This is a genomic window from Thermoleptolyngbya sp. PKUAC-SCTB121 (genome assembly GCF_016919485.1).
Classification (GTDB): domain Bacteria; phylum Cyanobacteriota; class Cyanobacteriia; order Elainellales; family Elainellaceae; genus Thermoleptolyngbya; species Thermoleptolyngbya sichuanensis.
On record NZ_CP070366.1, the window covers coordinates 4,984,836 to 5,011,808 of the forward strand.

27 protein-coding genes, 2 tRNA genes, 1 pseudogene and 1 riboswitch are annotated in these 26,973 nt (G+C 56.1%); of the genes and pseudogenes, 11 read left to right on the forward strand and 19 right to left on the reverse strand.

The annotated features are described in order from the left end of the window. Positions 1-389 precede the first annotated feature (389 nt). Positions 390-491: a hypothetical protein gene (locus JTM80_RS23630; RefSeq protein ID WP_399367971.1), complete on the forward strand. Its 102-nt coding sequence runs from the start codon at positions 390-392 to the stop codon at positions 489-491. 9 nt (positions 492-500) lie between these two features. Beyond that, the gene (locus tag JTM80_RS20320) at positions 501-743 is read left to right on the forward strand and encodes an HNH endonuclease (RefSeq protein ID WP_205370186.1); all 243 of its coding nucleotides are present in this window, start codon (positions 501-503) and stop codon (positions 741-743) included. 362 nt (positions 744-1,105) lie between these two features. On the opposite strand, the gene JTM80_RS20325 is transcribed toward JTM80_RS20320, so the two are convergent. From JTM80_RS20325 to JTM80_RS20365, 9 genes and pseudogenes are all read right to left on the reverse strand, one after another. Next, positions 1,106-1,489, reverse strand: a complete 384-nt coding sequence (locus tag JTM80_RS20325; protein WP_172356560.1) for a RidA family protein — start codon at positions 1,487-1,489, stop codon at positions 1,106-1,108. A 293-nt stretch (positions 1,490-1,782) separates the two neighbouring features. Continuing rightward, positions 1,783-2,340: an NUDIX hydrolase gene (locus JTM80_RS20330; protein ID WP_172356558.1), complete on the reverse strand. Its 558-nt coding sequence runs from the start codon at positions 2,338-2,340 to the stop codon at positions 1,783-1,785. 70 nt (positions 2,341-2,410) lie between these two features. Then, entirely contained in the window at positions 2,411-2,890 is a 480-nt protein-coding gene (gene ispF / locus JTM80_RS20335) for a 2-C-methyl-D-erythritol 2,4-cyclodiphosphate synthase (protein ID WP_172356556.1), read from the reverse strand. Positions 2,891-3,031: 141 nt separating this feature from the next. Continuing rightward, positions 3,032-3,898, reverse strand: coding sequence for a hypothetical protein (locus JTM80_RS20340; protein WP_172356554.1), 867 nt, complete (start codon positions 3,896-3,898; stop codon positions 3,032-3,034). A 152-nt stretch (positions 3,899-4,050) separates the two neighbouring features. Further along, complete coding sequence (locus JTM80_RS20345) at positions 4,051-4,782, reverse strand: histidine phosphatase family protein (protein WP_205370187.1); 732 nt, start codon at positions 4,780-4,782, stop codon at positions 4,051-4,053. Then, positions 4,745-5,479, reverse strand: coding sequence for a metallophosphatase (locus JTM80_RS20350; RefSeq protein WP_172356550.1), 735 nt, complete (start codon positions 5,477-5,479; stop codon positions 4,745-4,747). Before JTM80_RS20350 ends, JTM80_RS20345 begins: the two co-directional genes overlap by 38 nt. 135 nt (positions 5,480-5,614) lie before the next feature. Beyond that, positions 5,615-6,466, reverse strand: a pseudogene (locus tag JTM80_RS20355) (metallophosphoesterase family protein). A 110-nt stretch (positions 6,467-6,576) separates the two neighbouring features. Further along, entirely contained in the window at positions 6,577-7,437 is an 861-nt protein-coding gene (locus tag JTM80_RS20360; protein ID WP_205370188.1) for a GTP-binding protein, read from the reverse strand. Between the two features lie 47 nt (positions 7,438-7,484). After that, positions 7,485-7,877: an SCO5389 family protein gene (locus JTM80_RS20365; RefSeq protein WP_172356544.1), complete on the reverse strand. Its 393-nt coding sequence runs from the start codon at positions 7,875-7,877 to the stop codon at positions 7,485-7,487. A gap of 178 nt (positions 7,878-8,055) precedes the next feature. Here JTM80_RS20365 and JTM80_RS20370 point away from each other — a divergent pair, with 178 nt between their 5' ends. Continuing rightward, on the forward strand, positions 8,056-9,351 hold the full coding sequence (locus JTM80_RS20370; RefSeq protein WP_172356542.1) for an FAD/NAD(P)-binding protein: 1,296 nt from the start codon (positions 8,056-8,058) through the stop codon (positions 9,349-9,351). Positions 9,352-9,392: 41 nt separating this feature from the next. On the opposite strand, the gene JTM80_RS20375 is transcribed toward JTM80_RS20370, so the two are convergent. Continuing rightward, complete coding sequence (locus JTM80_RS20375; protein ID WP_172356540.1) at positions 9,393-9,671, reverse strand: hypothetical protein; 279 nt, start codon at positions 9,669-9,671, stop codon at positions 9,393-9,395. Between the two features lie 308 nt (positions 9,672-9,979). On the opposite strand from JTM80_RS20375, the gene JTM80_RS23250 reads away from it, so the two are divergent. The 4 genes from JTM80_RS23250 (at position 9,980) to JTM80_RS20395 (ending at position 14,479) form a co-directional block, all read left to right on the forward strand. Next, positions 9,980-10,417, forward strand: coding sequence for a helix-turn-helix domain-containing protein (locus JTM80_RS23250; RefSeq protein ID WP_172356538.1), 438 nt, complete (start codon positions 9,980-9,982; stop codon positions 10,415-10,417). Positions 10,418-10,878: 461 nt separating this feature from the next. Next, on the forward strand, positions 10,879-11,835 hold the full coding sequence (locus tag JTM80_RS20385; protein ID WP_172356536.1) for a PIN domain-containing protein: 957 nt from the start codon (positions 10,879-10,881) through the stop codon (positions 11,833-11,835). Positions 11,836-11,898: 63 nt separating this feature from the next. Beyond that, a complete protein-coding gene (locus tag JTM80_RS20390; protein WP_205370189.1) occupies positions 11,899-13,890 on the forward strand; it encodes a CHAT domain-containing protein in 1,992 nt (663 codons plus the stop codon). Positions 13,891-14,113: 223 nt separating this feature from the next. Continuing rightward, positions 14,114-14,479, forward strand: a complete 366-nt coding sequence (locus tag JTM80_RS20395; RefSeq protein ID WP_172356532.1) for a DUF1818 family protein — start codon at positions 14,114-14,116, stop codon at positions 14,477-14,479. Positions 14,480-14,508: 29 nt separating this feature from the next. Here JTM80_RS20395 and cysC read toward each other — a convergent pair whose 3' ends face one another. Both cysC and JTM80_RS20405 read right to left on the reverse strand, forming a co-directional pair. Beyond that, positions 14,509-15,069 (reverse strand): adenylyl-sulfate kinase, encoded by a 561-nt coding sequence (cysC, locus tag JTM80_RS20400; RefSeq protein ID WP_172356530.1) that lies wholly within the window; start codon positions 15,067-15,069, stop codon positions 14,509-14,511. A gap of 113 nt (positions 15,070-15,182) precedes the next feature. Next, entirely contained in the window at positions 15,183-16,022 is an 840-nt protein-coding gene (locus JTM80_RS20405; protein WP_172356528.1) for an ion transporter, read from the reverse strand. 149 nt (positions 16,023-16,171) lie between these two features. Continuing rightward, positions 16,172-16,351, forward strand: a riboswitch (cobalamin riboswitch). 117 nt (positions 16,352-16,468) lie between these two features. Here JTM80_RS20405 and JTM80_RS20410 point away from each other — a divergent pair. From JTM80_RS20410 to JTM80_RS20420, 3 genes are all read left to right on the forward strand, one after another. Continuing rightward, the gene (locus JTM80_RS20410; RefSeq protein ID WP_205371486.1) at positions 16,469-17,692 is read left to right on the forward strand and encodes a sirohydrochlorin chelatase; all 1,224 of its coding nucleotides are present in this window, start codon (positions 16,469-16,471) and stop codon (positions 17,690-17,692) included. 14 nt (positions 17,693-17,706) lie between these two features. After that, entirely contained in the window at positions 17,707-17,961 is a 255-nt protein-coding gene (gene sipA, locus JTM80_RS20415) for a regulatory protein SipA (protein WP_172356526.1), read from the forward strand. Positions 17,962-18,195: 234 nt separating this feature from the next. Continuing rightward, positions 18,196-18,567: a PhnD/SsuA/transferrin family substrate-binding protein gene (locus tag JTM80_RS20420; RefSeq protein ID WP_172356524.1), complete on the forward strand. Its 372-nt coding sequence runs from the start codon at positions 18,196-18,198 to the stop codon at positions 18,565-18,567. On the opposite strand, the gene JTM80_RS20425 is transcribed toward JTM80_RS20420, so the two are convergent. The 6 genes from JTM80_RS20425 to JTM80_RS20450 all read right to left on the reverse strand — a co-directional run bounded on the left by JTM80_RS20425 (position 18,551) and on the right by JTM80_RS20450 (position 24,766). Next, positions 18,551-19,434 (reverse strand): IS630 family transposase gene (locus tag JTM80_RS20425; RefSeq protein ID WP_205370190.1). Its coding sequence is split into 2 segments (ribosomal slippage): positions 18,551-19,105 and positions 19,108-19,434, totalling 882 coding nucleotides; the frame shifts between segments, so codons are not numbered across the junction. The genes JTM80_RS20420 and JTM80_RS20425 overlap by 17 nt on opposite strands. Positions 19,435-19,797: 363 nt before the next feature. Beyond that, positions 19,798-21,198, reverse strand: coding sequence for a glycosyltransferase (locus tag JTM80_RS20430; RefSeq protein ID WP_172356522.1), 1,401 nt, complete (start codon positions 21,196-21,198; stop codon positions 19,798-19,800). A gap of 899 nt (positions 21,199-22,097) precedes the next feature. Then, positions 22,098-23,180 carry a glycosyltransferase family 4 protein gene (locus tag JTM80_RS20435; RefSeq protein ID WP_172356520.1) on the reverse strand — a complete coding sequence of 361 codons (1,083 nt, stop codon included), beginning with the start codon at positions 23,178-23,180 and terminating at the stop codon, positions 22,098-22,100. 405 nt (positions 23,181-23,585) lie between these two features. Next, positions 23,586-23,807 (reverse strand): hypothetical protein, encoded by a 222-nt coding sequence (locus JTM80_RS20440; RefSeq protein ID WP_172356518.1) that lies wholly within the window; start codon positions 23,805-23,807, stop codon positions 23,586-23,588. 54 nt (positions 23,808-23,861) lie between these two features. Further along, the gene (gene sfsA / locus JTM80_RS20445) at positions 23,862-24,650 is read right to left on the reverse strand and encodes a DNA/RNA nuclease SfsA (RefSeq protein ID WP_390819223.1); all 789 of its coding nucleotides are present in this window, start codon (positions 24,648-24,650) and stop codon (positions 23,862-23,864) included. A gap of 42 nt (positions 24,651-24,692) precedes the next feature. After that, positions 24,693-24,766, reverse strand: a tRNA-Pro gene (locus tag JTM80_RS20450). 292 nt (positions 24,767-25,058) lie between these two features. Between JTM80_RS20450 and JTM80_RS20455 the strand changes: the two genes are divergently transcribed. Beyond that, positions 25,059-25,131 (forward strand) — tRNA-His (locus tag JTM80_RS20455). 14 nt (positions 25,132-25,145) lie between these two features. On the opposite strand, the gene JTM80_RS20460 is transcribed toward JTM80_RS20455, so the two are convergent. Then, positions 25,146-26,861, reverse strand: coding sequence for a metallophosphoesterase family protein (locus tag JTM80_RS20460; RefSeq protein ID WP_225906891.1), 1,716 nt, complete (start codon positions 26,859-26,861; stop codon positions 25,146-25,148). Positions 26,862-26,973 lie beyond the last annotated feature (112 nt).

Below are 26,973 nucleotides of genomic sequence, written 5' to 3' on the forward strand. Positions count from 1 at the left end.
CGCCCTTTCGGGAAAACTAGGTACGGCTAGATGGGGTGTATCCCAATTTTATAACCCTCACCCTAAATCCCTCTCCCAAAGCGGGAGAGGGACTTCCAATCCGGCTCCCCTTCTCCCGTTTTGGGAGAAGGGGCTGGGGGATAAGGGCAAACTTGCAGAACTGGGATGCGCCCGCCAGACGTGGGTTTACAGGAAAGTTAATCAGGCTAAAAATATGAGTGACTACCCCTATCAAATCTCTTCAGAACTCGCGGAAAGCACAGACGGAGTTATTCAGGTTTTCGTAAATCAATCCTCCGGAGATAACTACAATCGATCTACGGTCAGAGTTAGAACGGGTATTGAAACTATTGGACGTTTGAATTCGATTGAAAGTGTCGGTTGAATTTGTGCCAGATGAAGCAAACACTCCGCAGAATGAGCCGATTGGAGAACATTTGGATACGACGCTTGAGGAAATCCGGCAGATGATGCAGCATCAGGAGCAGTAAGAATTTCGCATGGACAAAACGCCACGGATACGGATTCCGTCGGAGGTGCGGCGGTATGTGATGGAGCGCGATCGCCATCAATGCAACCACTGCGGCGCGGGGCCACACCAAGCAGAACTGACGGTTGATCACATCATTCCGCTGACGCAAGGTGGGGCAAACGACCTGAGCAACTTGCAAGTGCTGTGTCGGCGCTGCAACTCATCTAAGCGGTATGGATTTGATACGAAGCGCGATCGCCGGATGGTTTGATCCAGAGCAATGCCTATAGGCAGCAGGTAATCGAGGATAGCCTCACACAGGTATCTCACACAGATATCTCACACAGGTATCTCATACGGATATCTCACGCAGGTATCTCATACGGATATCTCACGCAGGTATCTCATACGGATATCTCACACAGGTATCTCACACGGATATCTCACACAGATATTTAGAGAGACAGGAAATTTCTGTTAATAAAGCGTCAGAGCGGTTTTCGTTTGCGCTTTGGGATGGGTTGTAGTGATGACACAGAGCGATCGCCCTTGTCAGTTGTCCTGTGCCAGCCTCCCCATGTCTTCTCCTTCCACAACACAGCACACCGCATCCCCAGGTTCCCCAGTCTCAGGTCAGGAAGGGCGATAGGCCGTCACTTCGATTTCTATTCGCATATTCAAATCGGCTAATCCCGCCACGATCATCGTCGAAGCGGGGCGGATCTCTCCGAAGTATTTTCGCAGCACGGGCCAGCAGGGTTCAAAGTCTTCTCGGTTGGGCACGATATAGCGAACACGCACCACATCCGCCAGGGAAAACCCGGCTTCGTCTAGGGCGGCGCTGATATTTTTCAGGGTTTGCTCTGCCTGCTCTACTACGTCGTCCGCAATCGTCATGGTGCGATAGTCGTAGCCCGTGGTGCCCGACACAAACGCCCAATCGCCCTCCACCACAACGCGAGAATAGGCGACTTCACGTTCAAAAAAGGAACCGGAGGAAATCAGGCGGCGACTCATGATGAAGAGAAATCAGGTTTTAAGTAGGCGGACATTAATAAATATAAAACCCAAAGACCCTGCGCCGCCCGCTGCGCGGGCGGCGCAGGGTTCAGGATCTGTTTTTTAATCTGGTCTATCTACTTAGGTTGCAGAAATCTGGACAGAGCCATGCCCTCATCATGAACGAGGCGCTTATATTCAAGTCTTGCAAACGGCGCTCCAAATGAAATCACAAGAAGCCTTGCAGCCTCCTAGACTCGCCATCTAAAATCGCCAATCTAAAATTGCCAATCTAAAATCCAAAATCAACCTCAGCCCAACTGCCGGGCCTGTAAGTAGGAGCGCAACAGCAGCAGGCTGGAAATCGACTTGGAATCCACCGCTTCCCCGTCTAGGATTGCTTGCTCTAGATCCTGCGGGGTCAACAAGAGGGTTTCCAGATCCTCATCTTCATCCAATCCTGGCGGCGTGTCTAGCTTCTCCAACTCCGTCGCCAAGTAGGTATAGATAATCTCGTCGGAATAGCCCGGAGCCAGGAAAAACTGCCCCAGTTTGTGCCATTGGCTAGCTTTGTAGCCTGTCTCTTCCTGGATTTCGCGCTGGGCAGTGGTCAGTGGGTCTTCGTCTTTCTCAATCGTGCCTGCGGGAAACTCCAGCAGTCGCCGCGATGCCGCAAAGCGATATTGCCGCACCAGCACCAGCTTGCCTTCTGCCGTCATGGGCACGGCCACTGCCCCGCCCGGATGCCGCACACACTCCCAATCGCCCTCGGCTCCGTTTGGCAGGCGCAGGCGGCTCACCTCAAAGTTGAACTTGCGTCCCTGAAAGAGGAGCTTTTGCTTGAGGCGCTGGGGAGGTTCGTGGGCCATGGTCTGGAAAGGGTAGGTAACGAGATTTTGGGGTGAGGGGGTGAGGGGAGACGGTTGCTGGACGATGCCATCATGCTCGCATCAGCAGCGCCACTGCGTAGGCCGCGATCCCTTCTTCTCGTCCGACGGGGCCCAGCTTTTCGTTGGTGGTGGCTTTGATGCCAATTTGATCCGGGGCGAGTTGGAGGGTGGTGGCGAGGCGATCGCGCATCGTTTTAATATGCGGCTTCAGTTTGGGGCGTTCTGCCACGATGACAGAATCGATATTTCCGATCTGCCAACCTTGTGACTGAATTAGCGCGTGGACTTGTTCCAGCAGTTTCAGGCTGTCGGCTCCGGCCCACTGCGGGTCGGTGGGTGGAAAATAGTGCCCAATATCGCCCAAGCTGAGCGCTCCCAGCATCGCGTCCATGATGGCGTGGGTCAGCACGTCGGCATCGCTGTGGCCCAGCAGCCCCAGTTCATGGTCTATCTTAACGCCGCCCAAGATGAGGGGGCGATCGCCCACCAGTCGATGAATGTCGTAGCCGTTCCCAATCCGAATCGCCATAGAGTTTCAGAATTTCGTGGAAAGTGTGTTGCAGAGAGTGTGTTGCAGAGAGTGTGTTGTAGAAAGTGTGTTGTGAAAAAGATGCTCTCTCACGCTAAGCCCTGCGCGAAAGCGGGCGATCGCCCAGCGCTCGGTTGCAGGCTAATTACCGCCCCTTTGCCGCAGTCGATCTGCCTGTTGCAGTGCAGCGTTGCTGTTTTCCCGGTAAAGCACGACGCGGTTTTGGGCAGTGGTGTAGCGGCTGTCGGTGGCGGGCACTTGGGCCATGAGATCGGAGGCTCGCTGCCATCGACTGGCCAGGTCTAGCCAGTCGGCCGAGGTTTGCGCCGTTTGCCCATCGCGCACGGCCGCCTCTGCCAGCCGCACCGCTTGGACAAAGGGATCGGGCGTGGGGGCAGGCGCGGGAGACGGGGACGACTCCACTGGCGAGGCCGGCGCGACGACCTGCTCCATTGGTTTGGGAAGAGAAATGCCTAGCCAGTCGGCCAGGGCCCAGCCCACCAGCAGCGCCAGCACCCCCAGGCTCAGCCCGCCAATCAGAATGCCCCGCCAAAACTGTTTCTTAGCGCGTGCCTCGGTGGGGGATTGGGCCGCAGGTTTGGCTATGTCGAGCATTCGGTTATAGCGCCAGTCTTCGACCATGCGCTGGAGCGGGTTGGGCTGGGGCAGGGTAATTTCTTGCGACCAGAGGAGTTGTTTTTTGGGGTCGCGCTGGATATCCTCAAGCCAGAGAAGCTGCTGCTCTCGCACAATACGGCTGTTGATATTGACACGACGAATGCCATTGGGACTGAGCCGCTCCAAGATGTAGCGGACATCTTCAACGAGCGACTGCTGTTCCAACTGTTCCAGCGTCTCCGCCTCGCACAAAAGCTGAAGCACGCCGTGATCCAGCACCGCCCGAGTCCGCACGCCAGCATCCGCCAGCCGTTCGTTTAGCACCTGAATAATTGCCGACACGCTTCCTTGGCGTGCCTGGCGCTCGATATCGTCGATGGGATCTACCATAATCGCTTGGCAGCAGTCTGATGGCGTTTCCAGTGATTTTAGTGATTTTTAAGGCTAGCGTAAGATTAGCGCATCCTGAGAAATTTATCGCAAAGGATAAACAGCCCCCAATTTTGACCTGTTTTAGGCAGCCTGCTGGGTTTGCTGGGCAGCTAGAACTCTTGCAAATGGCTGGTGTCGTTAAATCGACGAATATGCCAGAGGTCGCTGTTCCAGCGGTTGGGATTGTTGGAGGGGAGTGTCCAGCGCGATCGCTCTAGCCAAAACTCAAACACAGCCGTATTTTTTGTAGAGCAATGCCAGGTGCGATCGCTCCCCAGCATCGCCGCAATGAGATGCTGCAAAATCCAGCTATGGGTGACGATCCATAGCGTTTCGCCGTTGCGATGCGTTGCCAAAACCCGCTGGATAAACCGCTCAGCGCGATCGCGCCCATCTTGTAGGGTTTCGGCTCCTGGTGCGGGAATCCAGTCGGGCGAAGCTTCCAGATCAGCACAGAGTTCGGGATATTGCTCCCGCGCCTCGTCCCAGGTCAGCCCTTTGAAAATGCCGTTTTGAAATTCCAGCAGTTCCTCGGCGTATTCAATCGTCGGTTCAATCGTAGGAATAGAAATTGGATGCAGAACTGGTTCGCTCGTTCTCTGAGCCAGCAAGATTTCTGCCGTTTGCGCTGCCCGCTTGAGGGGGCTGCTGTAGACCTTCGAGGGCGGCTGTCCCTTTGCCCACAGGCGTTCTGCCAGTTGCCGTGCCTGCTGTCGGCCGCGTGCTGTTAGCTCATAGTCGGCATGGCCCTGCATCCGCCGCTCCACATTGCCCACTGACTCGGCATGGCGAATGAAGAGGAGCTTAAGTCGATCTCGGCTGAAATCCTCGCCCTGCTCCATAGCGAACGGTTTTGAATTCGACGATGTTGCTGTATGGATTGTAGAGCGTATAGGTGGCCCGACCCGGAATACGGCCGACATTGCCCACGCCAATTATTTGCCGGGGACGGACGGTTGCTGTTTGGCGCTCTACAGGTCGATCTAGGGTGGCTATAGTAGAGACAATTCCACCCTCCTGCAAGGTGTATTGAAACGTTAGCCCCGATCGCCCGCAAAACAGAGAGTTGGCATCCATCCGCAGGAGACGATCGAGCATTTGCACAGGTGGAGTGTCGGGCGTGAGTTCTTCGCTGACGCTGACGCTGCTGCCGTGAATCAGCAAGCAATCTAGCTCAAAAAAGCCAAAATCGAGCGATCGCACCCATGCGACGACCGAGCGCGGTATGGATTCCCATAGCGCTTTGGCTGTGCTTGTGCCGTGGCGCTCCAGCAATTCGGTGGGTTCTGGCGTGCGTCCTAGCCCGTGCAAGCATAGCAATTGCTCTTCCCACCAGCCCTGGCAAACTTGCGGCTGGGGATTGGGATGTTGGGGCGATCGCAGCCATTCTACCAGCGCGATGCTCTCCGGCGTTGGGGCAATCACATCGCCTAATACGTAGAGGGCTTCGATGGGCTGTCGCTGTCGCCGCAGGTCAGCGAGTACGGCTTCATAGGCGGATAAGTTTCCCTCAATGCCGCTTAAAATTGCCCAGAGCATGAATGTTCACCAAATTTTTGATTTTGGGTTTTGGATTTTAGGTTTGGGCGATGGGTATGGGGCGATCGCCCGTTGCGTTTGCCCGCCTTAAGGATTCTGAAGGGATTCTGATACAATGCCGAACTGACCCAGTCCCTAGCGTTCGCAAACGTGGGTGGGATCATCGGCCCGCTCTGCAAATTCCAGACCGTGGGCCAAGCGCCAGGCAAAAATGGGTGACAGTCCCTTAGCGACAATATCGGCGCAGGTCTTGTGATAGTCGTATTCCACCTCGCGCAGTGTCACTTGCTCAGTATCGGTGTCATAGAGAACGTACGTGGCGTTGGGGCGACCGTGGCGCGGTTCGCCAACGGAGCCAGCGTTGACAATTCGCTTCAGCGGCGCATCAAATTTAGTGGTTCTAGAGGACTCCTTGGCAGACTCTTGGGCAGACTCCCTAGCAGACTCTTGTCCTGGAGAGTAGACGCGAACTTGTAGCTGGCCTGACTCAAGTTGCCGGATGTAAGGCACATGGGTGTGCCCGCAAAACAGCACATTGGCACCAGTGGATAGCACTCGCTCCAACGCCACAAAGGCATTTATATTCGGCAGCAGATATTCGTGCTAGCTATGGGGACTGCCATGCACAAAGCAAAGATCGCCATGCCGCAAACTCAAGGGAAGCTGAGCCAGATACTCGCGCACCTCTGGATGGATGGTCTGCTGCGTCCACTCGTGGGCGAGGCGACCGCGCTTTTCGGCCAGCACGGAGGGATAGCTACACTCACAAGCATTCAGCCCTTCCACAATGTCTTCGTCCCAGCAGCCTTGGCAAGTGGGAATATCCAGCGAGCGAATCATTTCTACGACGGCGTTGGGGTGGGGCCCATAGCCGACCAGATCGCCCAAGCAGTAAATTTTGTCGGCGTTCTGGTGGTCAATATCAGACAGCACGGCATTTAGGGCTTCGTAATTGCCGTGGATACAGGAGAGGACTGCCAGTTTCATAGGGGTGCTTGTGTTCTTGAAAGAAGAAGGGCGGAAAGGGTCTTGAATTGGAGGTTGCTTCGGCTGGAAGTCGAGAGTTGGGAGATGGAATGGTAAGGGGGGGTGGGTTGCTAGCCTAGGCTGGCTTTGAGCTGCTGCTGATAGTAGGCGATCGCCTCGTCATCTAGGCAACAATCTTTTAGAGTTTGGGCGATCGCTCTCTGATCTAGCCCTATGCCCAGCACCTCGACACCACTTAGGCGAGTGGGTCGGCCCTCTAGCCAGCGCGGCAGGTCAAGTTCGGTGTAGTCGGTGGTAGGTGGCGCTGCGGACAAGTCAGTTGCAGACAAATCAGAGGACAGCGATGGCGAAGGTGATGAGGTTGCAGTAGGCGCAGCCGTGGCGTTCACAAAGGCGTTCACAAAATTGAAATAAAACGCTCGCCCGTCGGCTACGTCAAAAAGGCCCTTCGCCCGCAGAACTTTGCCATACGCGCCGTGGGTTAGCTCAAACCAAACGGTGTCTAGACTAGCGGGGTCAAACACTTGCCCTGTAAGGGGCGATCGCCACAAATCCAACACCTGCGCCTCGCTAGATACCATCGCTAGCAGAGAAACCCCCATGCCCCCAACCACCACCTCCTCTGCCCAATCATGCCACTCGGTTTGTGTCGCAGCAGGCGGCAACACTGCCACTCGCCGACAAGCCGCCACTCTAGGTAACGACAGCGTAGAGGGATCAATCTGAAACCCTAGCTCCACAAACAGCGGACAGGATCGCTCGTCAATCTCCCAGTCCAATAAATCCGCCTCTTCCCATAGAAACAGGTTTGGCAGTTCTGCTGCCAGGTAGGTTCCATCCAGCGGCACAGCGCCCGCCCCCAAGTTGAGATAACCAGCAGGCTGACCTGCCGCTGCGATTTGCTGTCTAATCCAGGTCGTTTTGCCAATGCCAGGGGGGCCGGCCACAAGCGTGAGGAGGGGCGATCGCATCTCGAAGTTCTACTCGAAGTTCTATCTATATCTCAGCAGTCTTTATCTCAGCAGTCTTTGAGTTTGGGAGTTTGATTGAGAATCTGACTGCGAATCGAGACAAAATCTCGGTATTCCGGTGAATCTAGAAAATCGAGGCGAAATGCTGCCAGATTGTGGCAATTTTGAAACGCTAGCTTGACCTTGAAATGACGCTCCACTGCTCCTCGAATTGCATCACCCCCTACCAGGCGAAGCAGTTGCCCCCGTGCTTGCTCGCTCGGCGGCACAACGGCGTAGTGATCCCAGGCTTTCCCGCCCCGATGAATTTGGTGGGCCAGCTTTTCTACGATCTGCCAGGCATAGGGCAACGACTCGCGGATCGTTTGCACAAACGCAGCTTCATCGATGTCGCCAGTCTGGGCTTGCTGAATGAGGTCGGGTGAAACGGTCAAAGACATGGGCTTTGCTCCCTCGATAGCGAGATAAATCGCGAAACACAGGCAATTGGTTTCAGCATACCGAAAAAATGATAATGATTATCATTCTAATTGGATTCATTTAAGAATTGCGCTGGGCGGGCTGAGGTCAGGTTATCAGCGCTTTGTGTGGATTTCGTGACGTTTTTGAGTTTCTGCTATGGATTCGGTTGTGCGATCGCTCCCACAGGCTATTGACTTAGCGGTGATTGGGGCTGGGCCCCACGCGCTGACGCTAGTGACGCATCTGCTGCAAAAGAACAAGCGAATGCGAGGGCGAGTTTGGGTGTTTGACCCCAGCGGCACCTGGATGCACCAATGGAATCATCAGTTTTTGGCTTTGGACATCCCTCACCTGCGATCGCCCGCGGTGCATCATCCTGATCCCGACCCCTACGCGCTGCGCCGCTTTGCTGAGTCTCGCTGGGATGAGTTGTTTCCACCCTATGATTTGCCCGGAACACTGCTATTTCAGGAGTTTTGTCAAAATGTGGTGCAGCGGTGGAATTTGTCTGATTGGGTCTACCCCGCACAGGTGGTGCAGGTGCAGCCGGAGGGCGATGCTCGCAGGGATCGCTTCGCGAGTCGCCGTCGAAGCCGTTTCTTGCTAACCCTTTCGACTGGAGAAACACTCCACGCCCGACGGGTCGTGCTAGCGACGGGCAGCGGTCGTCCCCACTGGCCCGATTGGGTGCAACAGATTCCGCCAGGCTATCCGGGCGATCGCCTGTTGCACTCTAGCCAAATCGATTTACGAACCCTGCCACTCCGGGGCGAGCGGGTGCTGATTATTGGCAGTGGGCTGACCAGCGGCCACCTGGCCATCGGTGCTATTCAACGGGGTGCAAAGGTCATCCTGCTGGCGCGGCGAAAGGTTTACGAAAAGCTGTTCGATGCCGATCCGGGCTGGCTGGGGCCAAAGTATCTCAAAGACTTTTGGGCAGAGCCAGATTGGTTCGCTCGCTGGCAGATGATCCAGCAAGCCCGCAATGGCGGCTCGATGACACCGGCCATTCTGACCCAACTGCGGCGGCTGATGCGGGACGGACATCTGGAACTGTTTGAGCAGTGTGAAGTCGCGGCCGCCCGCTGGGTTCTAGAGGAACCGCCTGATGCATCAGAGCAGGCGGCACAACATCGCTCAGGCTATTGGCGCATTTGCTGCAAGAACCCAGCCCTGCACGACTGCATCCACACGCAGCGAATTGACCGCCTTTGGCTGGCTACTGGCAGCCAGCTCGATGGGTCGCAGCATCCCCTACTGCAAGACATCGCAGCCCAGTACCCGGTGGAATGGGTCAAGGGGCTGCCTGTGCTGGAGGAAACTCTGACGTGGCCGGGTATTGGGCTACACGTCATGGGTGGACTGGCAGCGCTGCACGTCGGCCCTACAGCCCGCAACCTCTCTGGGGCCCGGTCGGCGAGCGATCGCATCGTTAGAGCGCTGTTGACCTGAGGGCGATCGCCCCACCGCCGATCTGTTTCATCAATCCCCAGCTAGCCAATCGGCCGCATCGGCTGGGTTGGGTAAATCCGTTCGGGTGTGGGCTGCGGTCGAGGCGTTTGAACCCCGCCCGTATTCACCACGAGCCACAGCAGCACTCCCAGCAAAATCGCCAGAATGAAGCCGCCGTCAGGGCCGCCTGCTGGGTCTTGGCGTTCGATGCGATAGCGATCGCCCGTGTTGGGGTCAAAGGCTTCCCGGTCGGAAAGCTTGACTAGGCGGCGATAGTCGCTGCGGAAATCGTCGTTGTGGTCGTCTGGCAAAATCAGCATGATTTTCAGTTTCCCCCGAAAAATTTGGCAGAAAATTGCAGAAAATTTTGGCAATCGAGTGATTGAGCGATTCAGCAATCGGTCTAGCGATCTCTAGTGATTTCTAGCGATCGGTCTAGCGATCGGTTAGTTGCCTGCCAGTCTGCTGCTCCCGAAGCCGATTGGTGGAAACTATAAACAGTTTAGCCTAAAAAAATACAGGGTGAAAATATTAGGCTTATAATCTTACACAAGATTTAATACACAATTTGAATTGCCTAAAACTGTGTTAGGCTGAGCCTCTAGAACCATCAGATTGGGAGGACTGAATGCACACCCCAGAACCCCGCTCTCGCATTGCGGAACTTCGCAAAGCGGCTGGCCTCACTCAGCTTCAGCTTTCGCAGCGAGTCGGCGTAACAGAAACCACCATTGCCAACTGGGAACGCGGTCGCGGCGGTCTAGATTGGATTGTCAAGCTGATCCGGCTGTGCGATGCGCTGAACTGCAATCTCAAAGACCTGATCGAAGACCCGGCGACGACTGCTGCGCCGCTGCTGTCGCTGGAGGAGGCGCAAGCCCTGATGCGACCACCTGCGCCGACCCATCCGCCCGCCGCAGAAACCGAGGCGATCGCCCCCCCACCCCCTGCCCCAGTCGCAGAACCCAATGCGCTATCCCTCAGCGAGGCACAGCGACTCATGGGCAGTCCGGCTCCTGAGCCTGCTCCAGAGGCGACGCAGCAACAGCCCCGCTCCATCGGCTAGCGGCCGTGCCCCAGCCAGATTCTCAGCCCGTCCAAAAAGTTCATTTAGTTCAGCTAGTTCAGCAAATAATTCAACAGCTCTGTCAACTGCCCCCGAATACAAGCAAATAATGCTATCATCAACCCATTCGAGTCAAAGATATCGTTTTTCGATATCAACTCCGCCATCAATCCCGCCATCAATCCCGCCATCAATTGAGCTTTGTCGGGGGAGTCCACACGGCTAAACGGGCGATCGCACTGCCCGCGTCCTGGTTCTGACGGTTTAGCGCAACGGCCGCCTTGTGGATGATGACCGACCCTCGCGCCCGGTTTGCTCTGTCTTCAGGAGGAGTTTTGGGGCTGGGGCCAACGCCAAATCATAAAGCTGAGTCATCAGGCTGAGTCTTTTAGATAAGCCCCCTCACCAAACCCCTTGAGGAGTCTGCACCGCTACTCACGTCACGCTCAGGAGAGAGTTTCATGGTTTCTAATCGCTCCCCCCAATCGCTCTGTACCCGGTGCTACATGCTAGACGCAGATTTGTTGGTGGATCTGATTTTGAGCCGTCCGAGCATCAGCGCCGACTATGCCAGCTTTCTGTGGCAATGCTTGCAGCAGCGGCAGATCCACGGCTGCATCACCGAACTGGGCTATCAGCGGCTCTGCATCATTATGAACCAGCGCGACGCTCGCCACGCGCTGACTCTTGCGGAGGTGCTGATGCGGATGCTGACGGTGTGCCGGAGCGATGCCAATATCTGGCTGCGGGCTAATAGCCAGCCCTTTGAATACGACTCGGCAGAGGAAATCGCCTGTGCCTTGCACTATCGCATGGACGGGCTGATCACCCATCGCCCAGAACAGTTTGAGGGCGCGGGCATTCCCGTGCTGTCGCCGCGCGATGTGCTGGAATCTCACCTGCGGCGATCGCTCCAGCCCCCGTCTCACCATTCTTTCCCTCTCCCTGCCCGCTCGATCACGCATCTGGCGAACTGGCGCAATGGACAGTTCGATACGTCCTGGCTGCCGCTGGCAGACATTTGGGATCAGGGACATCTGGGCACGATTTGCCGCGACGCATCGCCCTATGCCGCCCCTTCATCCGCTGGCGGCACGCGGCCCGTCGCCCGTGGCAAATTCGTCGAGGTGCGCCATTTTGACCGACGGCTGGAGCGGGTAGCGCTGATTGTGCAGATCTGCCCGATGCAGCAGCCCGACGTGTTTGATTTGTCGGTCATCTGCGCGGCCCGTGATGGCGGCGACCTGCCCGCAGGCTTGCAACTGTGGGTGGTCGATCAACAGGGCCAGGAGTCGATGGTGGCCCAGCCCAGCCGCAGCGGTCGAGCCACGCTCCAGTTTGAGGGCCAGGCGGGTGAGGCGTTTGATGTGGTGATTAGTCTGGGGGGCGATCGCCACGTCGAAACCTTCCTGATTTGAGCCTTTCCGAACTCCCCTTAGCCCCCAATCCCCAACCCCTACGCCTACCCCGGAGGCATAGCCATGACGAAACTCGTTCTGCTGAGACTAGACGGCGATCTGGCATCGGGCGTGCAGGTGGGTCTAGAAGTGGGCGAAGACGGCAAGCAGCCTGAGCTAGAGTCGTCCGGTCGACTGCCGCCCCAGCCCCACCTGCTGGAATACTTCAACTACTGGCGGTATTGCTATCGCCAGTTGCCCGTGCCGACGCGCCTGCGCCCCAAACAGGTGTCTTATACCAGTTCGGTCTGGTCGTGCATCCAAGCCTGCCACACGGCGGCCAACTATCTCCAGCGGGCAATGTCGAACTGGCTGGCCGCAAGGGAATTTCGCCCCATCAAAGAGGATTTGCTCTGCGAACTCAAGCGCAACGACACTGTGCGTGTGCTGGTTCACACCCGCGACCCGCTGCTGGCGCAGTTGCCGTGGCACTTGTGGGACTTTTTTGAGCGCTACCCCAATACTGAACTGGCCTTTAGCTCGCCTGCTGCTCAGCGCACTCGTCCGGTGCTGGCTGTGCCGCCCAGCGGTCGGGTGCGAATTTTGGCAATTTTGGGCAACAGCGCCGGAATCGATATCGCCACCGATCGCGCTTTGCTGGAGCGCCTGCCCCAGGCGGAGGTGAGGTTTCTGGTAGAACCGTCGCGCCAAGAGATCAGCGATCGCCTGTTTGAGCAAACCTGGGACATTCTCTTTTTTGCTGGACATAGCGAAAGCGTTGAGGGTGCAGGCGCGGAGGGGGGCGATCGCGGGCGGATTTTTATCAATCAGACCGACAGTTTGGCGATCGCCGACTTTCGGGCCAGCCTCGACAAAGCCGTGCATCGCGGCCTAAAGCTGGCAATTTTGAACTCCTGCAACGGGCTGGGCCTGGCGCAAGATCTGCGACAGCTTCATATTCCCCAGCTCATCGTCATGCGCGAACCCGTGCCAGATCGCATCGCCCAAGAATTTCTGAAATACTTCCTCAGCGCCTTCTCTCGCGGCACTCCGCTGTATCTGTCAGTGCGGGAGGCCCGCCAGCGTCTAGCAGAACTGGAGCGCGATTTTCCCTGCGCCAGTTGGCTGCCCGTGATTTTTCAAAACCGGGCCGAGATGCCGCCGAGTTGGGCAGAGTTGCTAGGCGAGCCAGGGATAGTGCTGCAAGCCTCCTGGTCGGGGCAGCGGTTTGGGAACCCTGCCAAATCCGCGCTGCCCAGCCCGTCCCCCCAGCATAATCTGGCGCAAGAGGGGCGATATAGAGAACAGAAAGAACAGGAGCATCCCTTCCGAGAACCCGTACAAGCGGCTCCTGGGGGGCGATCGCCCCTCGCCGTGGCCCCGCCCAAAACCCATCTCCTCCCCCTAGCCGAGGCTTTCTCCCATCCTCGACAGATTTCCCCAGAGGAAACTTTATGGGATGCTTCTATTCCGGGTTCCACTCCTGGGAATTCTGAATGGAGAACTCCGAGTTCTACCCATCTGGATGCTCTACCGCCATCAACCACCGCCATGCAAAACCTGAGCCAACCCGCAGCCCAGCCCGACCAACCCACGCCGCCTGCTGTTCCATTCCCTGCGCCCACGCCCCAGCCAGCGGCAGTTCCTACACCTGCTGCTGTGCCGACTGCGACCGCGCCGACTGTACCACCTATGCCGACTGCGCCGACCGCGCCGACCGCGCCAGAGCGCACCAGTCCCGAATATAGCGCCCCCACCACTGACCCCAATTCCGCCGAAGCCAAGCTTGCTCCTGGTATTGAGGCAACGCCTGCCCCGCTTACCTGGCTGCCAGAAGAGGTTTTGCCTATCACTGACGCACTGGGCGTGGGCCCCGTCAGCGACCAGGGCGTTGTAAAAGAAGCCATTTATCCCGGCTATACGGGCTGGGTCATGCACGAAGGGATTCGCTGGAAAGCGTGCCTAGATTTGCCCTGGCGACAGCTACACCTGCCTGTGGATACGCCCGTGCGCGTGATGGGGCGGCTGGACGGCACAAATATTCTGGTGGTTCAGCCCATTAGAGTAGCGGAATGAGCGGCATGAAACGCAAAGGGATGATGCGATCCAGAGATCAGGCACGTCAAGATCCTATCCTCTTCTTCCGTCATCCCATCCCATTGATTCCGACAGCACGCTTGAGGCTTGCTACAACCAAGAGCTACCAACGAAATTGCGAGAAGCCCCGCAGGTTCTTGACTGCCATTCAATCGCCAATCCAAAATCCAAAATCGCCAATCCAAAATCGATATCACTCCCAATGCCTCGCACCCTCAAACGCGGCCCCGGCTGGCAAATCGGCTGGGACGAAGACGCGCCCGAATTTGTTGGACTCGTTGGCGGCGACGACTGGGCGCTGGAGCTAACCGCAGCGGAACTGGAGGATTTTTGTCGGCTGGCGGGGCAACTGGCGGAAACCATGAGCCAGATGACGGCAGAATTGATGGAAGAGGAGCGGATTGCCTGTGAACTGGAGAGCGATCGCCTCTGGCTGGAGGTCGAAGGGTTTCCCCAGTCCTACAGTCTGCGGATGATCCTGCTGACGGGCCGCCGTGCCGAGATGGGATGGAACGCAGCAGCCGTACCAGGACTAATTCAGGCGGCGCAGTCGCTCAGGGTTTTCTAGTCCCCTTTCTGTCCCCTTGCTTAGACTCCCTACTGCTGTTTGAGCGAGGCCGCAGGCTGCCCAGTCAGATATCCCTGCTGCTTCAGGAAATTCAGCACCTTGGCGGCGCTCTCTTCTAGGGTTTCTTGATCGGTGCGGCATTCCACTTCCGGATTCAGCGGCGCTTCGTAGGGGTCGTCGATGCCTGTGAACTGCTTGATTTCGCCCGCCCGTGCTTTTTTGTAGAGGCCCTTCACGTCGCGCTCTTCGCACACGCTGAGCGGCGCGTTGACATACACTTCCACGAAATCTCCGATGCGATCGCGCATTTCGTTGCGCACATCCCGATAGGGCGAAATCGCCGACACCAGCACAATCACGCCATTGCGGCTGAGCAGGTGCGCCACAAACCCAATGCGGCGGATGTTTTCGTCCCGGTCTTCCTTGCTAAAGCCTAGCCCCTTGGTGAGATGCTGGCGCACGATGTCGCCGTCCAGCACCTCTACCGCCAAGCCGCGATCGCGCAGTTCCTTTTCCACCGCCATGCGAATCGTCGTCTTGCCTGCGCCGCTCAGCCCGGTAAACCAAACTGTGACCCCTCGCTGCTGCATTGCTTTTTGCTCCTCACGATAGAACTAGCACAAGAACCAGCACGCTCTTGGGGGCACCGACGGGCGCAAACCAAGAACGCTCTGGAAAACCAGAAATAAAACTGCCCCCTAGTCTACTTGATCACGTTCTCCACTTGGGTTGGATTTGTATCACTCTCTCCCGGAAAAAACGCTGGCTTTGCAGGCAGCCGCGTCCCACAGTTTTTGCAAAACAAGGCATCCGAGTCATGCACCGACAGGTCGCAATTTGAGCATTGCACAGCGACACGAGTGCCCGTTTTAACCAACTGCTTGATCAAATCGCCCAACTGCCAGGGAATAAACAAAATTCCGGTCAATAGCATCAAAATGGTGAGCGATCGCCCACCATCGGTAATTGGCACCACATCCCCCAAGCCTGCCGTTGAAATGGTCGAAATCGAGAAATAAATCGCGTCAAAAAACGTGCTGAATTGCTCCGGGTTGACCGGATGTTCGACCTGATAGATCAGCCCAGAATAGACAAACACGATAGAAAACAGCGTGAACAAAATGCGGGCAACAATGGCGCTGTCTTCCGTCGTGACATAGCCAAACACCGTCCGCCCTTCAAAAAATCGCGCCAGCCGCAAAATCCGAAACCAGCGGAAAATGCGGATAAACCGAATATCCACTGCGCCCAAGAAAAATGGCAAAATCGCCATCAAATCAATCAGCCCAAAGAGGCTGAACACAAACTTGAGTCGATCTTCCGCACACCACAGCCGCAGCAAATATTCCAGCGAAAACAGCAGCAGCAGCACCAAATCCAGCGCCCCCAAAACCGTCCGCCACTCCTCCGACAGCGGATAGGTCTGCGCGACAAAAATCGCCACCGACAGCAGCACCAGCCCGGTAATCAGCAGGTTGAGCGCCTTTCCGGTAGGCGTGTCGATATCTTCGAGGTAAAAGGCGATGCGCTTGCGAAAAGACATTGGGAAAACGCAATTGAAAACGCATTGAAAAAAACGCAATTGAAAACGCAATCCGGGGAAGGACGCGATTCCGCGATCCTCTTATTATCCCCTCATTCCCAATCTGGGACACATCCCAATCCCCCTCTCCCCCATTCCACGACTCCCCGCCTGGGGTAAGATGGCTAGGCACATGTGAACAGCCGCAGGGTGGGAAAGTCCGGTGAGAGTCCGGCGCTGTGCCGCAACTGTGATGGGAGCTGGAGCATGTTTCGTTGGGTAAACATCAAATCATCCAAATCATCCAAAGCTCCCCAGCCAGAACGCCAGCCTGCTGCTTTTTCACTCTAGCTCTCGCGTCGCACGGGAACGGAGTTTTGATTTTTATGACCCTTTCTATTGACCCTGTTTCTTCAAAGTCCAATTTCCCCATTGCTGCAAACTCTGAGTCGCTAGCGCAGCCGCTGATGTATCCTCTGGAGTCAGAGCAGGGGGCGATCGCCCTCGGAAATTCGCCCCAGATCGATCTTCCCCCGCTACCGATGCAGCGTCCGGTGCTGCTGGTGGGCCACGGCAGCCGCGATGCCGATGGTCGCCAGGGCTTGCTAGATTTTGCAGCGGCGTATCAGGCGTTGGATCTCTCGCGTCCGGTCGTGCCCTGCTTTTTGGAACTGACGGAGCCATCGATTCAGCAGGGCGTAGACGAGTGCGTTGCCAAGGGCTATACCGACCTTTCGGTGCTGCCTGTGCTGCTGTTTGCGGCGCGACACAACAAGTTCGACGTGACCAATGAACTGGATCGCGCCAGCCAGCGCCATCCCCAAGTCACGTTTCACTATGGGCGGCATTTTGGCATTACGCCAGGAATTCTGGATCTATGGCGATCGCGCCTCGCAGATCTCGACCAGCCGCAGTGGAACCCCCAGGGCATTGCGCGGGAAGACACAGTGCTGCTGTTTGTGGGGCGCGGAGCTAGCGATCCCGATGCCAACGGCGACGTATACAAAATGGCGCGAATTCTCTGGGAAGGCAGCGGCTATCACACCGTCGAAACCTGCTTTATCGGCATTACCCACCCCCGGCTAGAAGAGGGTTTCCGCCGCGCCCGTCTGTATCAGCCCAGGCGGATTATCGTGCTGCCCTACTTTTTGTTTACGGGCGTGCTGGTCAAGAAAATTGCCACAATTACTGCTCAACAGCAGGCCCAGTTTCCCGATGTTTCGATGGTCTGCCTGCCAGAAATGGGGCTGCACAGGACGCTGTTTTCTGTATTGCGCGATCGCGAAATCGAAACGCAGCTTGGGCAGGTGCAGATGAATTGCGAAATGTGCAAGTTTCGTCTGGCGGCTGTCGGCAATGGCGCAGCCCACGGGCATGACCACGCGCACGCACACAGGCACAATCATAGGGATTCACACGCACACGGGCACAATCATGGGCACGATCATGGACACGATCACGGACACGATCACGAACATGCCCAAAATCATGCTCAAGATCATGCACATAGACCCAGCCATCCGCAGGATCACACGCATGACCACACGCATGACCCTACGCATGACCATGAACCCAGCCACGCCCACGGGCATCCCCACGGCCATACGCATGGGCATCATCATCATGGCGAAATGATCGATCCCTATGCGGAACCGAGCCAGTATCATGAAAAAATCTGGCAAGTTCCCTGAACGAGGGTGAAGCAATGGCAGAACTAGATGGAACAGAGGAGAAGGTGTTTCAGGTGGGCGATCGGGTGCGGGCGATCGCCCTGCCAACCTACCTCAAAACCGCAGAACCCATGCCCATGCTGCGTCCACCCGACCTGATTAAGGTTGGAGAAGAAGGTATTGTGCTAGATCGCCGTCCCGGTGGCTATTGGGGCGTGCGGTTTGGGCGCGGCGCGTTTTTGCTAGAAAGTCAGTATCTCGAAAAGGTTGTGGAATCAGGAAGTCTGTAACGATACCTGTGGCTTTCCAAAATAAGCAGACCTTACGCACTTGCGATAAGTTTTCTGGATTTTGAACGATTTCTCGCGAGCGCCGCCCACGAGAAATCGTCTAACTGCGTAAGTCTTAACAAAAGCATAAGATTAAATAAGTTTGGTAAACCTTATTTATGCTTTGGTGACTTTTTATGATGGGCGGGAACTCTAAGCTGAGTTCTGCCAATCTAGCATAGTCCCCAAAATGCCATGAAACGACGCAATTTCCTGTGGTATTCCAGTCTCTTTATTGCTGGCTGTAGTGCAACCTCCACGGCTTCGCGGGTATCCACTGTCAAATTACCTGAGAAAATTAGATTCGCAATTACGGATGTTCAGGGAATTGATGAATTAAAGGAAAAGTACGATCCGTTTCGGGCGGCTTTGGAAGACGTTTTAGAAACTTCCGTTGAGTTTTTTCCTATGGATGATTTGCTCACGGCCGCCTCTGCATTGCAAACCAATCAACTGGATTTGGTTTGGGCCGGCCCATCTGAATATGTCACCATCCACGCCCGCACTCAAGCCACACCACTGGTCAGCTTGATTCGCTCCAACTATAGCCCTACGCAGTCACGTTAGGGCATTCTCTAAAAGCAGCATCAACACAATCGCGAAAGTTATCAAACTCATCCCAGCGTTGCCGCATCCAATTCTTCAGCACAAACCACCAATGCTCAATCTCGTTCAAGTCTGGGGAATAAGGGGGTAAATACCAAATCTCACACCCTGCTTGAGCCACGATCTCTTCAATGGTTTGAGAATGATGGAAACTGGCATTGTCAATCACAATCACATCTCCCGCTCGCAGTTGGGGGACTAAGCACTCCTCCAACCCCCTCTCCACTAAGTCCCGGTTGCACGAGCCAGCAAAGGTCATTGGCGCAAAGAGGCTGTTCTCTCGTAAGGCCGCAATCCAACTGACTCGTTCGGTGCGTTTTCCTGATTTAAGCCCATAGAAGCGGTCTCCAACCTCGCAGTAGCCGTAGGGATACACGTCTCGATGATCAATGCCTGCTTCATCGACATAGACAACCTGATGCGGCAGCTTACTCCTCAAGCGCTCTTGAAACTCTTGTCGCTTCAGGTCGTCTCGTTCCCGATAGCCATAGGTCTTTTTTTTCGACTAAACCCAATCTTTCGCAAGGCTCGACTGATGTCCTGCTGTGTCACATTATCCCCCCACAGGGTTGCCAGTCTCGCTTGGGTCTGATCCCCATGCTGCTTGACAAACTCACGAAAGCGCGACCAGTCGGTAATCTTATGCCGATTTCCTCGCTGAAACCCAGTCATCGCTCGGCAATCTCCCGTTTCTTTTTCCCGTTTCAACCACAGGTCTAAGGTATTGCGACTGATGTTGAACATTCGACAGACATCAACTTTGCGGTGACCTTGTTTCACGGCTTCAATCGCTTTGCAACGCAAGTCGTAGCTGTAGGGGGCGGGCATAGGTGTTCCTAAACTCTCCTGATGGCTCTATGATAACGTCCTAACCCAAATACGTAGTGCTATAATAAATATAAAGCCCAAAGACCCTGCGCCGCCCGCGCAGCGGGCGGCGCAGGGTTCAGGATCTGTTTTTTAATCTGGTCTATCTACTTATTAGGCTGAGGAGAAGCTTTTGGGAGATAACGATTGCGCCGTATTTGCGGCAGCCAGTCCCCGCGACAACACTCAAAAGGAGCGCAGGCACACCCACACTCCTTTTGATTCCTTTAATTCCTGACTCCTAGATGGGTTAGCCAGCCCAGCGCAGAAGGCAGCCAGTGCTGTTGTGCGTCCTATCTACGTCCTGGCATTCTAACCAGTATGCTAAGACACATTCACTAGCGGCTGCTCCAGCGGCTCGGCGGGCAGTGAACTGAGGGCGGCTGCGGTGGTTGGAGCCATCGGAACCGACAGCAGATCGCCTGTGAGCGATTGTGCCAGCAGCCTGCGATAGAGGTCGCTGAGGCGAGCGGCCACTGCGCTCCAGCTAAAGTTTTGCTGGACTCGTAGGGAAGCCTGACGACGCAGACGGTGGGCCCAGAGGTCGTCGCTGAGAATGCGGGCGATCGCCCCCGCAAAGCCGTCTACATCCTGAGGAGCTACTAGCAGCCCCGTTTCCTCCGGCACGACGGCAAACTTCAGCCCGCCAACATCCGACGCGACCACGGGCGTACCGCAGGCCATCGCCTCCAGCGCCACTAGCCCAAAGGGTTCAAACTGGCTGGGCACAACGCACACATCTGCAGCGGTGTAATACAGCGGCAGACGATCGTGTCCGACCTGACCGACAAACTCCGTGACGGCGTTTAGCCCCAGTTCGGCTACAAGCGATTGGATGCGATCGCGCTCGGCCAGGCTCTCGGCATCGTCGGCCGCGCCCACCAGCAGCAGCCGCAGCGGTTCCCCTGCTAGGGTATCCATTTGCTTGATTTGGGCACAGGCTCGCACCAGCGTCTCAATTCCCTTGCGCGGGTCAAACCGTCCTACATGCAGCACCACGTTTTCCGAGGGCGACAGGCCCAACTGGGCGCGGGCATCGCTGCGCGACATCTGGTGGAACACATCCAAGTCAGTGCCACCGGGAATCACCTGCACGTTGCCGGGAGTGGCCACCAATTCCCGCAGGGTTTCTTGCTCTTGGGGGCTGGTTGCCACGATGCAGTTCGCGCCGACGAGCGTATGCCGCTCTACGGCCATGCGGTGGTCGGCAACCAGCGGCTTTTGAGCCATGCCTGCGTATTTAACCGCCGCCAGAGAGTGGTAAGTATGAACCAGTTGAATATTGCTCTCCTGCTTCAGTTGCAGCCCCACCCAGCCTGCGAGCCAGTAGTGGGTATGCACCAGCGGATAGTGAAATCCGTCCTTGGTCTGAAACTTACGGAAAGCTTCGACAAAGGCGGGCATATGCTCCAACAGGCGATCGCGCGGGATAAACTCCTGCGGGCCAGCGACCAGACGAATCGTGCGGTGGTGGGGCGAATGCTGCACGATCGTTGGATCGTCGGGATTCGTCTTGCGGGTAAACACATCCACCTGCCAGCCAAGCTTGGCCAGCGCCTCGCTGATTTGATTCACGTATACCCGGCTGCCGCTGGCTTCTTCGCGCTGAAATTCCAGCGCCGGATCATTATGAACCAGGATAAGGGCGATCGCCTGCCGCTGGGGCCCAGCAGAAAACGTTGCCCTAGGATGACGCGATTGGGATACGGGAGGGGTCTGGGACATTGCTAACCTCGTAGACTTGGATATCGTACCGGACACCGCAGCCAAGCCAACCCTCTAGCTAGGATAGGATCTTCCTGTCCGGTTGGTCTGACCTCGCCAGTGAACCATCGGCGAACCGCTAACAATCCTGAAATAAGCCGTGATGTTCGTTAGGGTTCCTTTACACTGCCATATTGTGCCGTGTGGAGCGATTAAACGCTGTATCGAGCGTGCTGCTTTTTAAGTTTTTCTCCAGGGGCATTGTATAGAGCAGAGGTACGCCAACAATGTGCTAGGTCACGACATGAGCGATGTCTCGGAAGGGGTGAACGAAAAAATCAGGAACACGCGAGGGACGAACCGCCTGTAGTCGGCGTATCACCTTGCAATACATCTGCAAGGCAAAATGTCTGTAGCGCGAAGGGAAACACGTCAAAGCGTCATCAGTCAAAGCGCCATCACAGTCAAAGCGCCATCATCAGGGGAACTTAGACTACTTCAAGCGCGGGAATTGCGTTCCCGGACTAAAGTGCAAAGAAAGCACGACGCTTTACAAAACCAACTCTGCAATTTACAAACCCTGCAATTTGCAAACCCTGCAATTTACAAAACCAGAACCCGATGCAGGCGGCTCGCACCCTGTGCTGATTCTGTGCTGACCCTGGGCTAACATGGGCTGAACTCAAACTGGGACCTGACTTGACCAGGGTCAACCTTATCTTGTGGTTTGGAAGCCAACTCTGCGGCAACCCGGATAGACTGCCATCCCTGCGGCACTACAGAAGCGCTATAAGCGGCGCTACAGATATAAGAGTTGCAACTCAACTTCAAAGCATTGCACGTTTGAAGGGTTGAGGCTTCGATCTTAGGGCAGAGTTCGCTCCTCAACCCTTGCTATAACCCCTGCTATTGGTCAAGGGTTACCCGGCCAGCTTTGGCTGCGGCAGGCTGAAAATTGCCGGACTGGTCAACGTGCGATCGCCCACCAGTTGGCGATAGACCTGCTCATAGCCATCGGTCATGCGCTGCACACTGAAGTTCGCCTGGACATGATCTCGACAGGCCCGACGATCGAGCTGCGGCACCTGGGCGATCGCCGCAACACACTCCTCCACCGAATGGCAGAGAAAGCCCGTCTTGCCGTGAGCAATCACTTCGGACGTGGACCCCAGTTCCATCGCCACGACAGGCGTACCCGCCGCCATTGACTCCACCATCACCAGCCCAAACGGTTCGCGCCAAGTGATGGGGAACAGCGTGGCGATCGCCCCGCCCATCAGCACATTTTTCTGCTGATGATTGGCCTCGCCGAGATACTGAATCTGTTCGCCATCGATGTGGGGCTTAATCTGCTGCTCATAGTATTCCCGATCCACCACGTCGATCTTGCCTGCCATCTTCAGCGGATAGCCCGTTTTCTTGGCAATTTCGATGGCGTGATGGGTTCCCTTTTCGGGCGACAGCCGCCCCAAAAATGCCAGATAGGGGGGATCATTCGGCACAGGATGAAACTTGTGGCTCTCTACATCAATCCCGTTGTATACGGTGGCAACATAGTTTAGTCCCAGGCACGGCTCCCGCTGCGTGTTGGAAATGCTCACGTAGGGCTGCCGTTGGGCATAGGTGAACATCTTTTCGTTGTCTGGCGTAAAAATGCCGTGCAGCGTGTGGACGGTTGGCGTTTTGACCAGATTTACATAGGGCAGCGCGGCACAGCCCACATGGGAATGAATTATGTCGAATTCGTCAGCCCGTTCGTAAACCTGAGCCAGTTCCAGCATTTCGTAAATGCCGTATTCTTTCACCGTGCTATCGAGCCGCAGCGCACGAGGATGAACCGATTCCAGATTCGCCAGCGTAATCGAATCTCCTGAAGCAAATAAGGTCACTTCATGCCCCCGTCGGACTAACTCATCCGTGAGCAAGCTCACCACCAGCTCTGTTCCACCGTAGGTGGTAGGAGGAACTCGTTCCCAGAGCGGAGCAATTTGTGCAATACGCATAATTTGTCTCTCCTTTCACGAACATGGCTAGCCGTTTTGATTGGGCTATTCGGTCTAGGAAATTCGCAGGAATTTAGCAAGAATTCTCAGGAATTTGTATCTGAAATGCGCGATGGAAGCAAGCGAGTCGGCAGCATCGGCCGCCAGCGTGACACCAGCTAGAAAACCATTTTCCGCGAAAGTTGATAGACATGAGTAGAGGCAGGGAACCCTGAATCTTGAGCTTCAGCGAAATCAACAATTCTGCTCTTTATCTGCTCTTTATCGGATGTCCACAACTGCGGATGGTCTTCTTTTAACGGTCAACATAATGTCTCATCTTGTGTCGCAACTTTATCAGATGTATACAGCAGATCCACGCCCCCCAAGGAGGATTAAGAAGTTCCTAGAGGCGTAGAACAGAATTTAAGAAATATTCATGTTTGAGGCAAGGCGGATATCTCTACCGTGGCAAATACGGATATCCGAATCGAGCGATCGCTCTCCATTTTGTTCTAATAGAAACCAAATCCCTGAAAGCTGCTTGCAAAGAGGCTTTTGGGCGATCGCACTGGACTGAAACCGGCTGACTTGGCGCATTCTAACGGTGATCATGACAAATACGAATGAGGCGATTAATCGTGTCATTTGCTACCGTTTTGCGCTGTTCCATTCCTCGATTTTTTCTCTTTTCGCCCTGCGTTATGGCGCTTTTCGTCGTTTGCCCTTGGGTGTGTGAACTTCGATGGGTTGCGTCGTCTCAAGGCAAAGCTCAGCCAGACCTAGATAGCGGATACCCGCAGGCGAAATCTCGAATCGACAGGGCAGCACTTCTAACCCCTGGGCGATCGCCCCCCGCAGCAGTTGCCCATAGACCGGATCAGCGCGATCGCCCGGCGAAAACCGGGTGCAGTCGCCTCGATTAATGAAATACAGCATCACCGGTCGCGCCTGGGGCAGCAGCGCCGTCAACTCTCGCAGATGCTTTTGCCCCCGTTCTGTCACGGTGTCGGGAAACAGCGCCAGGTCGCCCAGCGCCCAGGTGGTGTTTTTGACCTCGATATAAACGGGTCGCCCATCGGCGGCTCCCGTCAATAAAAAATCGACCCGGCTTTTCTGATCCTGTCCGTAGGGCACTTCGCCCCGAATCTGCTGATAGCTGCCCAGTTCTGGAAACAGCCGTGCTTCCAGCGCCGAGCGGACGATGCGGTTGGGCAGCGCCGTATTCACCCCCACCCACGTTGGCCCGTTGTCGTTCACCTCGATCAGTTCCCAGGTATAGGCGAGCGATCGCTTCGGGTTATTGCTAGGCGACACCATCACGCGACTGCCAGGGCAATTGACCCCCGTCATCGGCCCGGTATTGGGGCAGTGCGCTGTAACGATCTCGCCACTCTCTAGCTCAATGTCCGCGAAAAATCGCTTGTAGCGCCTAACCAACACGCCAGACAAAAGAGGCGGATAGGGATAAATCCAGTCCGTTTGCACCACTACCCGCCTTTAGCGATTTGCAGTTCCATTCAAAATGAAAAATCGGGATGACAGGATTTGAACCTGCGGCATCCTGCTCCCAAAGCAGGCGCGCTACCAAGCTGCGCTACATCCCGAAGCGAGTTGTCGCCTTCCCTAGTATAGCGGACTGGATAGCTGAGTCAGAAGTTGGGGTCATAGATATTCCCACACACCAGATCACAAGGATCAAACAGACCCAGGGCATACGCACTTGCGATAGGCTTTCTGGATTTTGGGCAATTTCTTGCGGACACAGCCCGCGAGAAATTGCCCAACTGCGTAAGTTCTAAGATCAACGTAAGTTCTAAGATCAAAAGGCACAAAATTTGTGACAAGGCCCATCAGCCAAATGCTATACTAGTATTCGCCTGTAGAGGGCACTGTACGGCGAGCGTAGCCAAGTGGTTAAGGCAGCGGATTGTGGTTCCGCCATTCGTGGGTTCGAGTCCCATCGTTCGCCCTTGTTTCACATCCTTATCCAACGCCAAGCTGAAACTCATCGAACTTGACCACAGGCGCATCCGGGGTGCGCGTGTCAAAGCGGTAGCTACTGATGGTGCCCGTGCCTGTGTCGAAAATGGTGAAGGCGGTGATGTCGTTGCTGGAGAGAAACGGCAGCGGCTGTCCATCATCTCCCGTCACGGGCGCAAGGGTCGGCGTAATCGGTTCCAGCCCCCCCGGATCGCCCGCCGTCACGTAGTTTTCCAGGTTGTAGAATTGCGGGTTCAGATCGGGCAGCTTCCGGGGCTGCGGTTTCCAATAGGCTCCGTAGGTATTGCCCACGTTGGAGGTTTCCAGCAGGTGCAGGCCCGCAGGCGAGCGGAAGCGGTTCCAGACGTGAGAATGCCCGTACAGCACCAGTTGCGCCTGCGCCGCCTCCAGCAGCGGCATCACATCCTTCAGCAAATAGTCGTCCGACTTTGGATAATCGTAGCGAATCACCGCAGGGCTGCCCTCGGCGTTGCGCTCCACTACGCGAATGGGGTCGGTATAAGGCGGCACGACGTTATCCCCCAGGGTATGGGTTGGGTGGTGCAGCATCACGATCTTATAGCGGGCCTGCCGGAACTCCGGGCTGCTCAGTTCCTGCTTTAGCCAGTTGTATTGCGGGCTGCCCTTGCGGATTGGCTCAAAGATAATTTGCCCATAACCCCAGTCTTCGCGGCTATTGAGCTTGGCTTCGGGTTCGCGGAAGCGCCCCTTGGCAGAGGGGTCTAGGCTGGGCACGCGCCACAGGTTGGTGGCAAACAGCGATACCAATCGCACATCGCCAATGGTGGTAGCGTAGTAGGTTTCGCCGCCCTCTGGACTTTGGGGCAGGCTGAAGATTTCTTCGTAGGTGTCGGTGCTGAAGGCGGTGTTGTTTAGTCCGTTGGGGCCGTAGAGCCGCAGCGCTACATCACGGGGAATCGCGTCTTCAAATTCGCCGTTCAAGCTATCTAGGCGGCCGTAGCGCCCCATGATTTCGTGGTTGCCGATTGCCACGTACATCGGCGCGTGCTGAATGATTTCGCCGCCAGTGTAAACCCGCGTAGTGCCGTTGCGCTCTAGGGAATAGCTGGCGCGACCCTGGAGGCAGGGGAAGAATGCACCGCCGCGATTGTCATCAAACCATTCCGAGGCGCGGTCGGGGATGTTCACCGTGTCGCCTGCCAAAAAGACCGCATCCACCTGTCCCACTGTCTCCACGACCTTTTGCAGGTTGGTGGCGGTCATGGGCATACTCTGGTGGTCGGAGGTGAGCAAGATTTTGAGCGGCGTACCGGGCGGTGGCAGGGGAGCCAGGGTAAAGGGGCGGCTGGCGATCGCCCGTGTGAATAGCCCATTGGCCCGCAGGCTGGCGACGCGATAGGGAATGCGCTGCCCCGGTGTCAGGCCCGTCACTTCGGCTTCGTGCCGCCAGATGTCGCGGGGCGTGGGCTGCTGATAGACCTGGCCGGGTTCGGTCTGCTGGCCGACGCGCGATCGCTGGTCTTCGCGCACGCGGGATAGCTTTGTGGTGGTGGCGATCGCCCGCTGCTGGAACCCGTCGCCATATTCCACCCGATGCTCGCCGCCCTCAAACTCGGTAAACCAGACAACGCGCACGCTGGTCGGCGTGGGCAGTTGCAAAAACGGGTCAGTGAGCAGCGTGGCAGCGGGGCGATTGGCGACGACACAGCCATAGGTCAGCGTCAGGACGAGCAGGATGAGAAGGGGCGATCGCCACTGCCCAGTCGATCTCCATCCGGCTTTCCATTGAATACTCCGGCAAGTATTTCTCAAGGAATTCCAAAAAATGCTCCGAAAAGCGCTCCGAAAA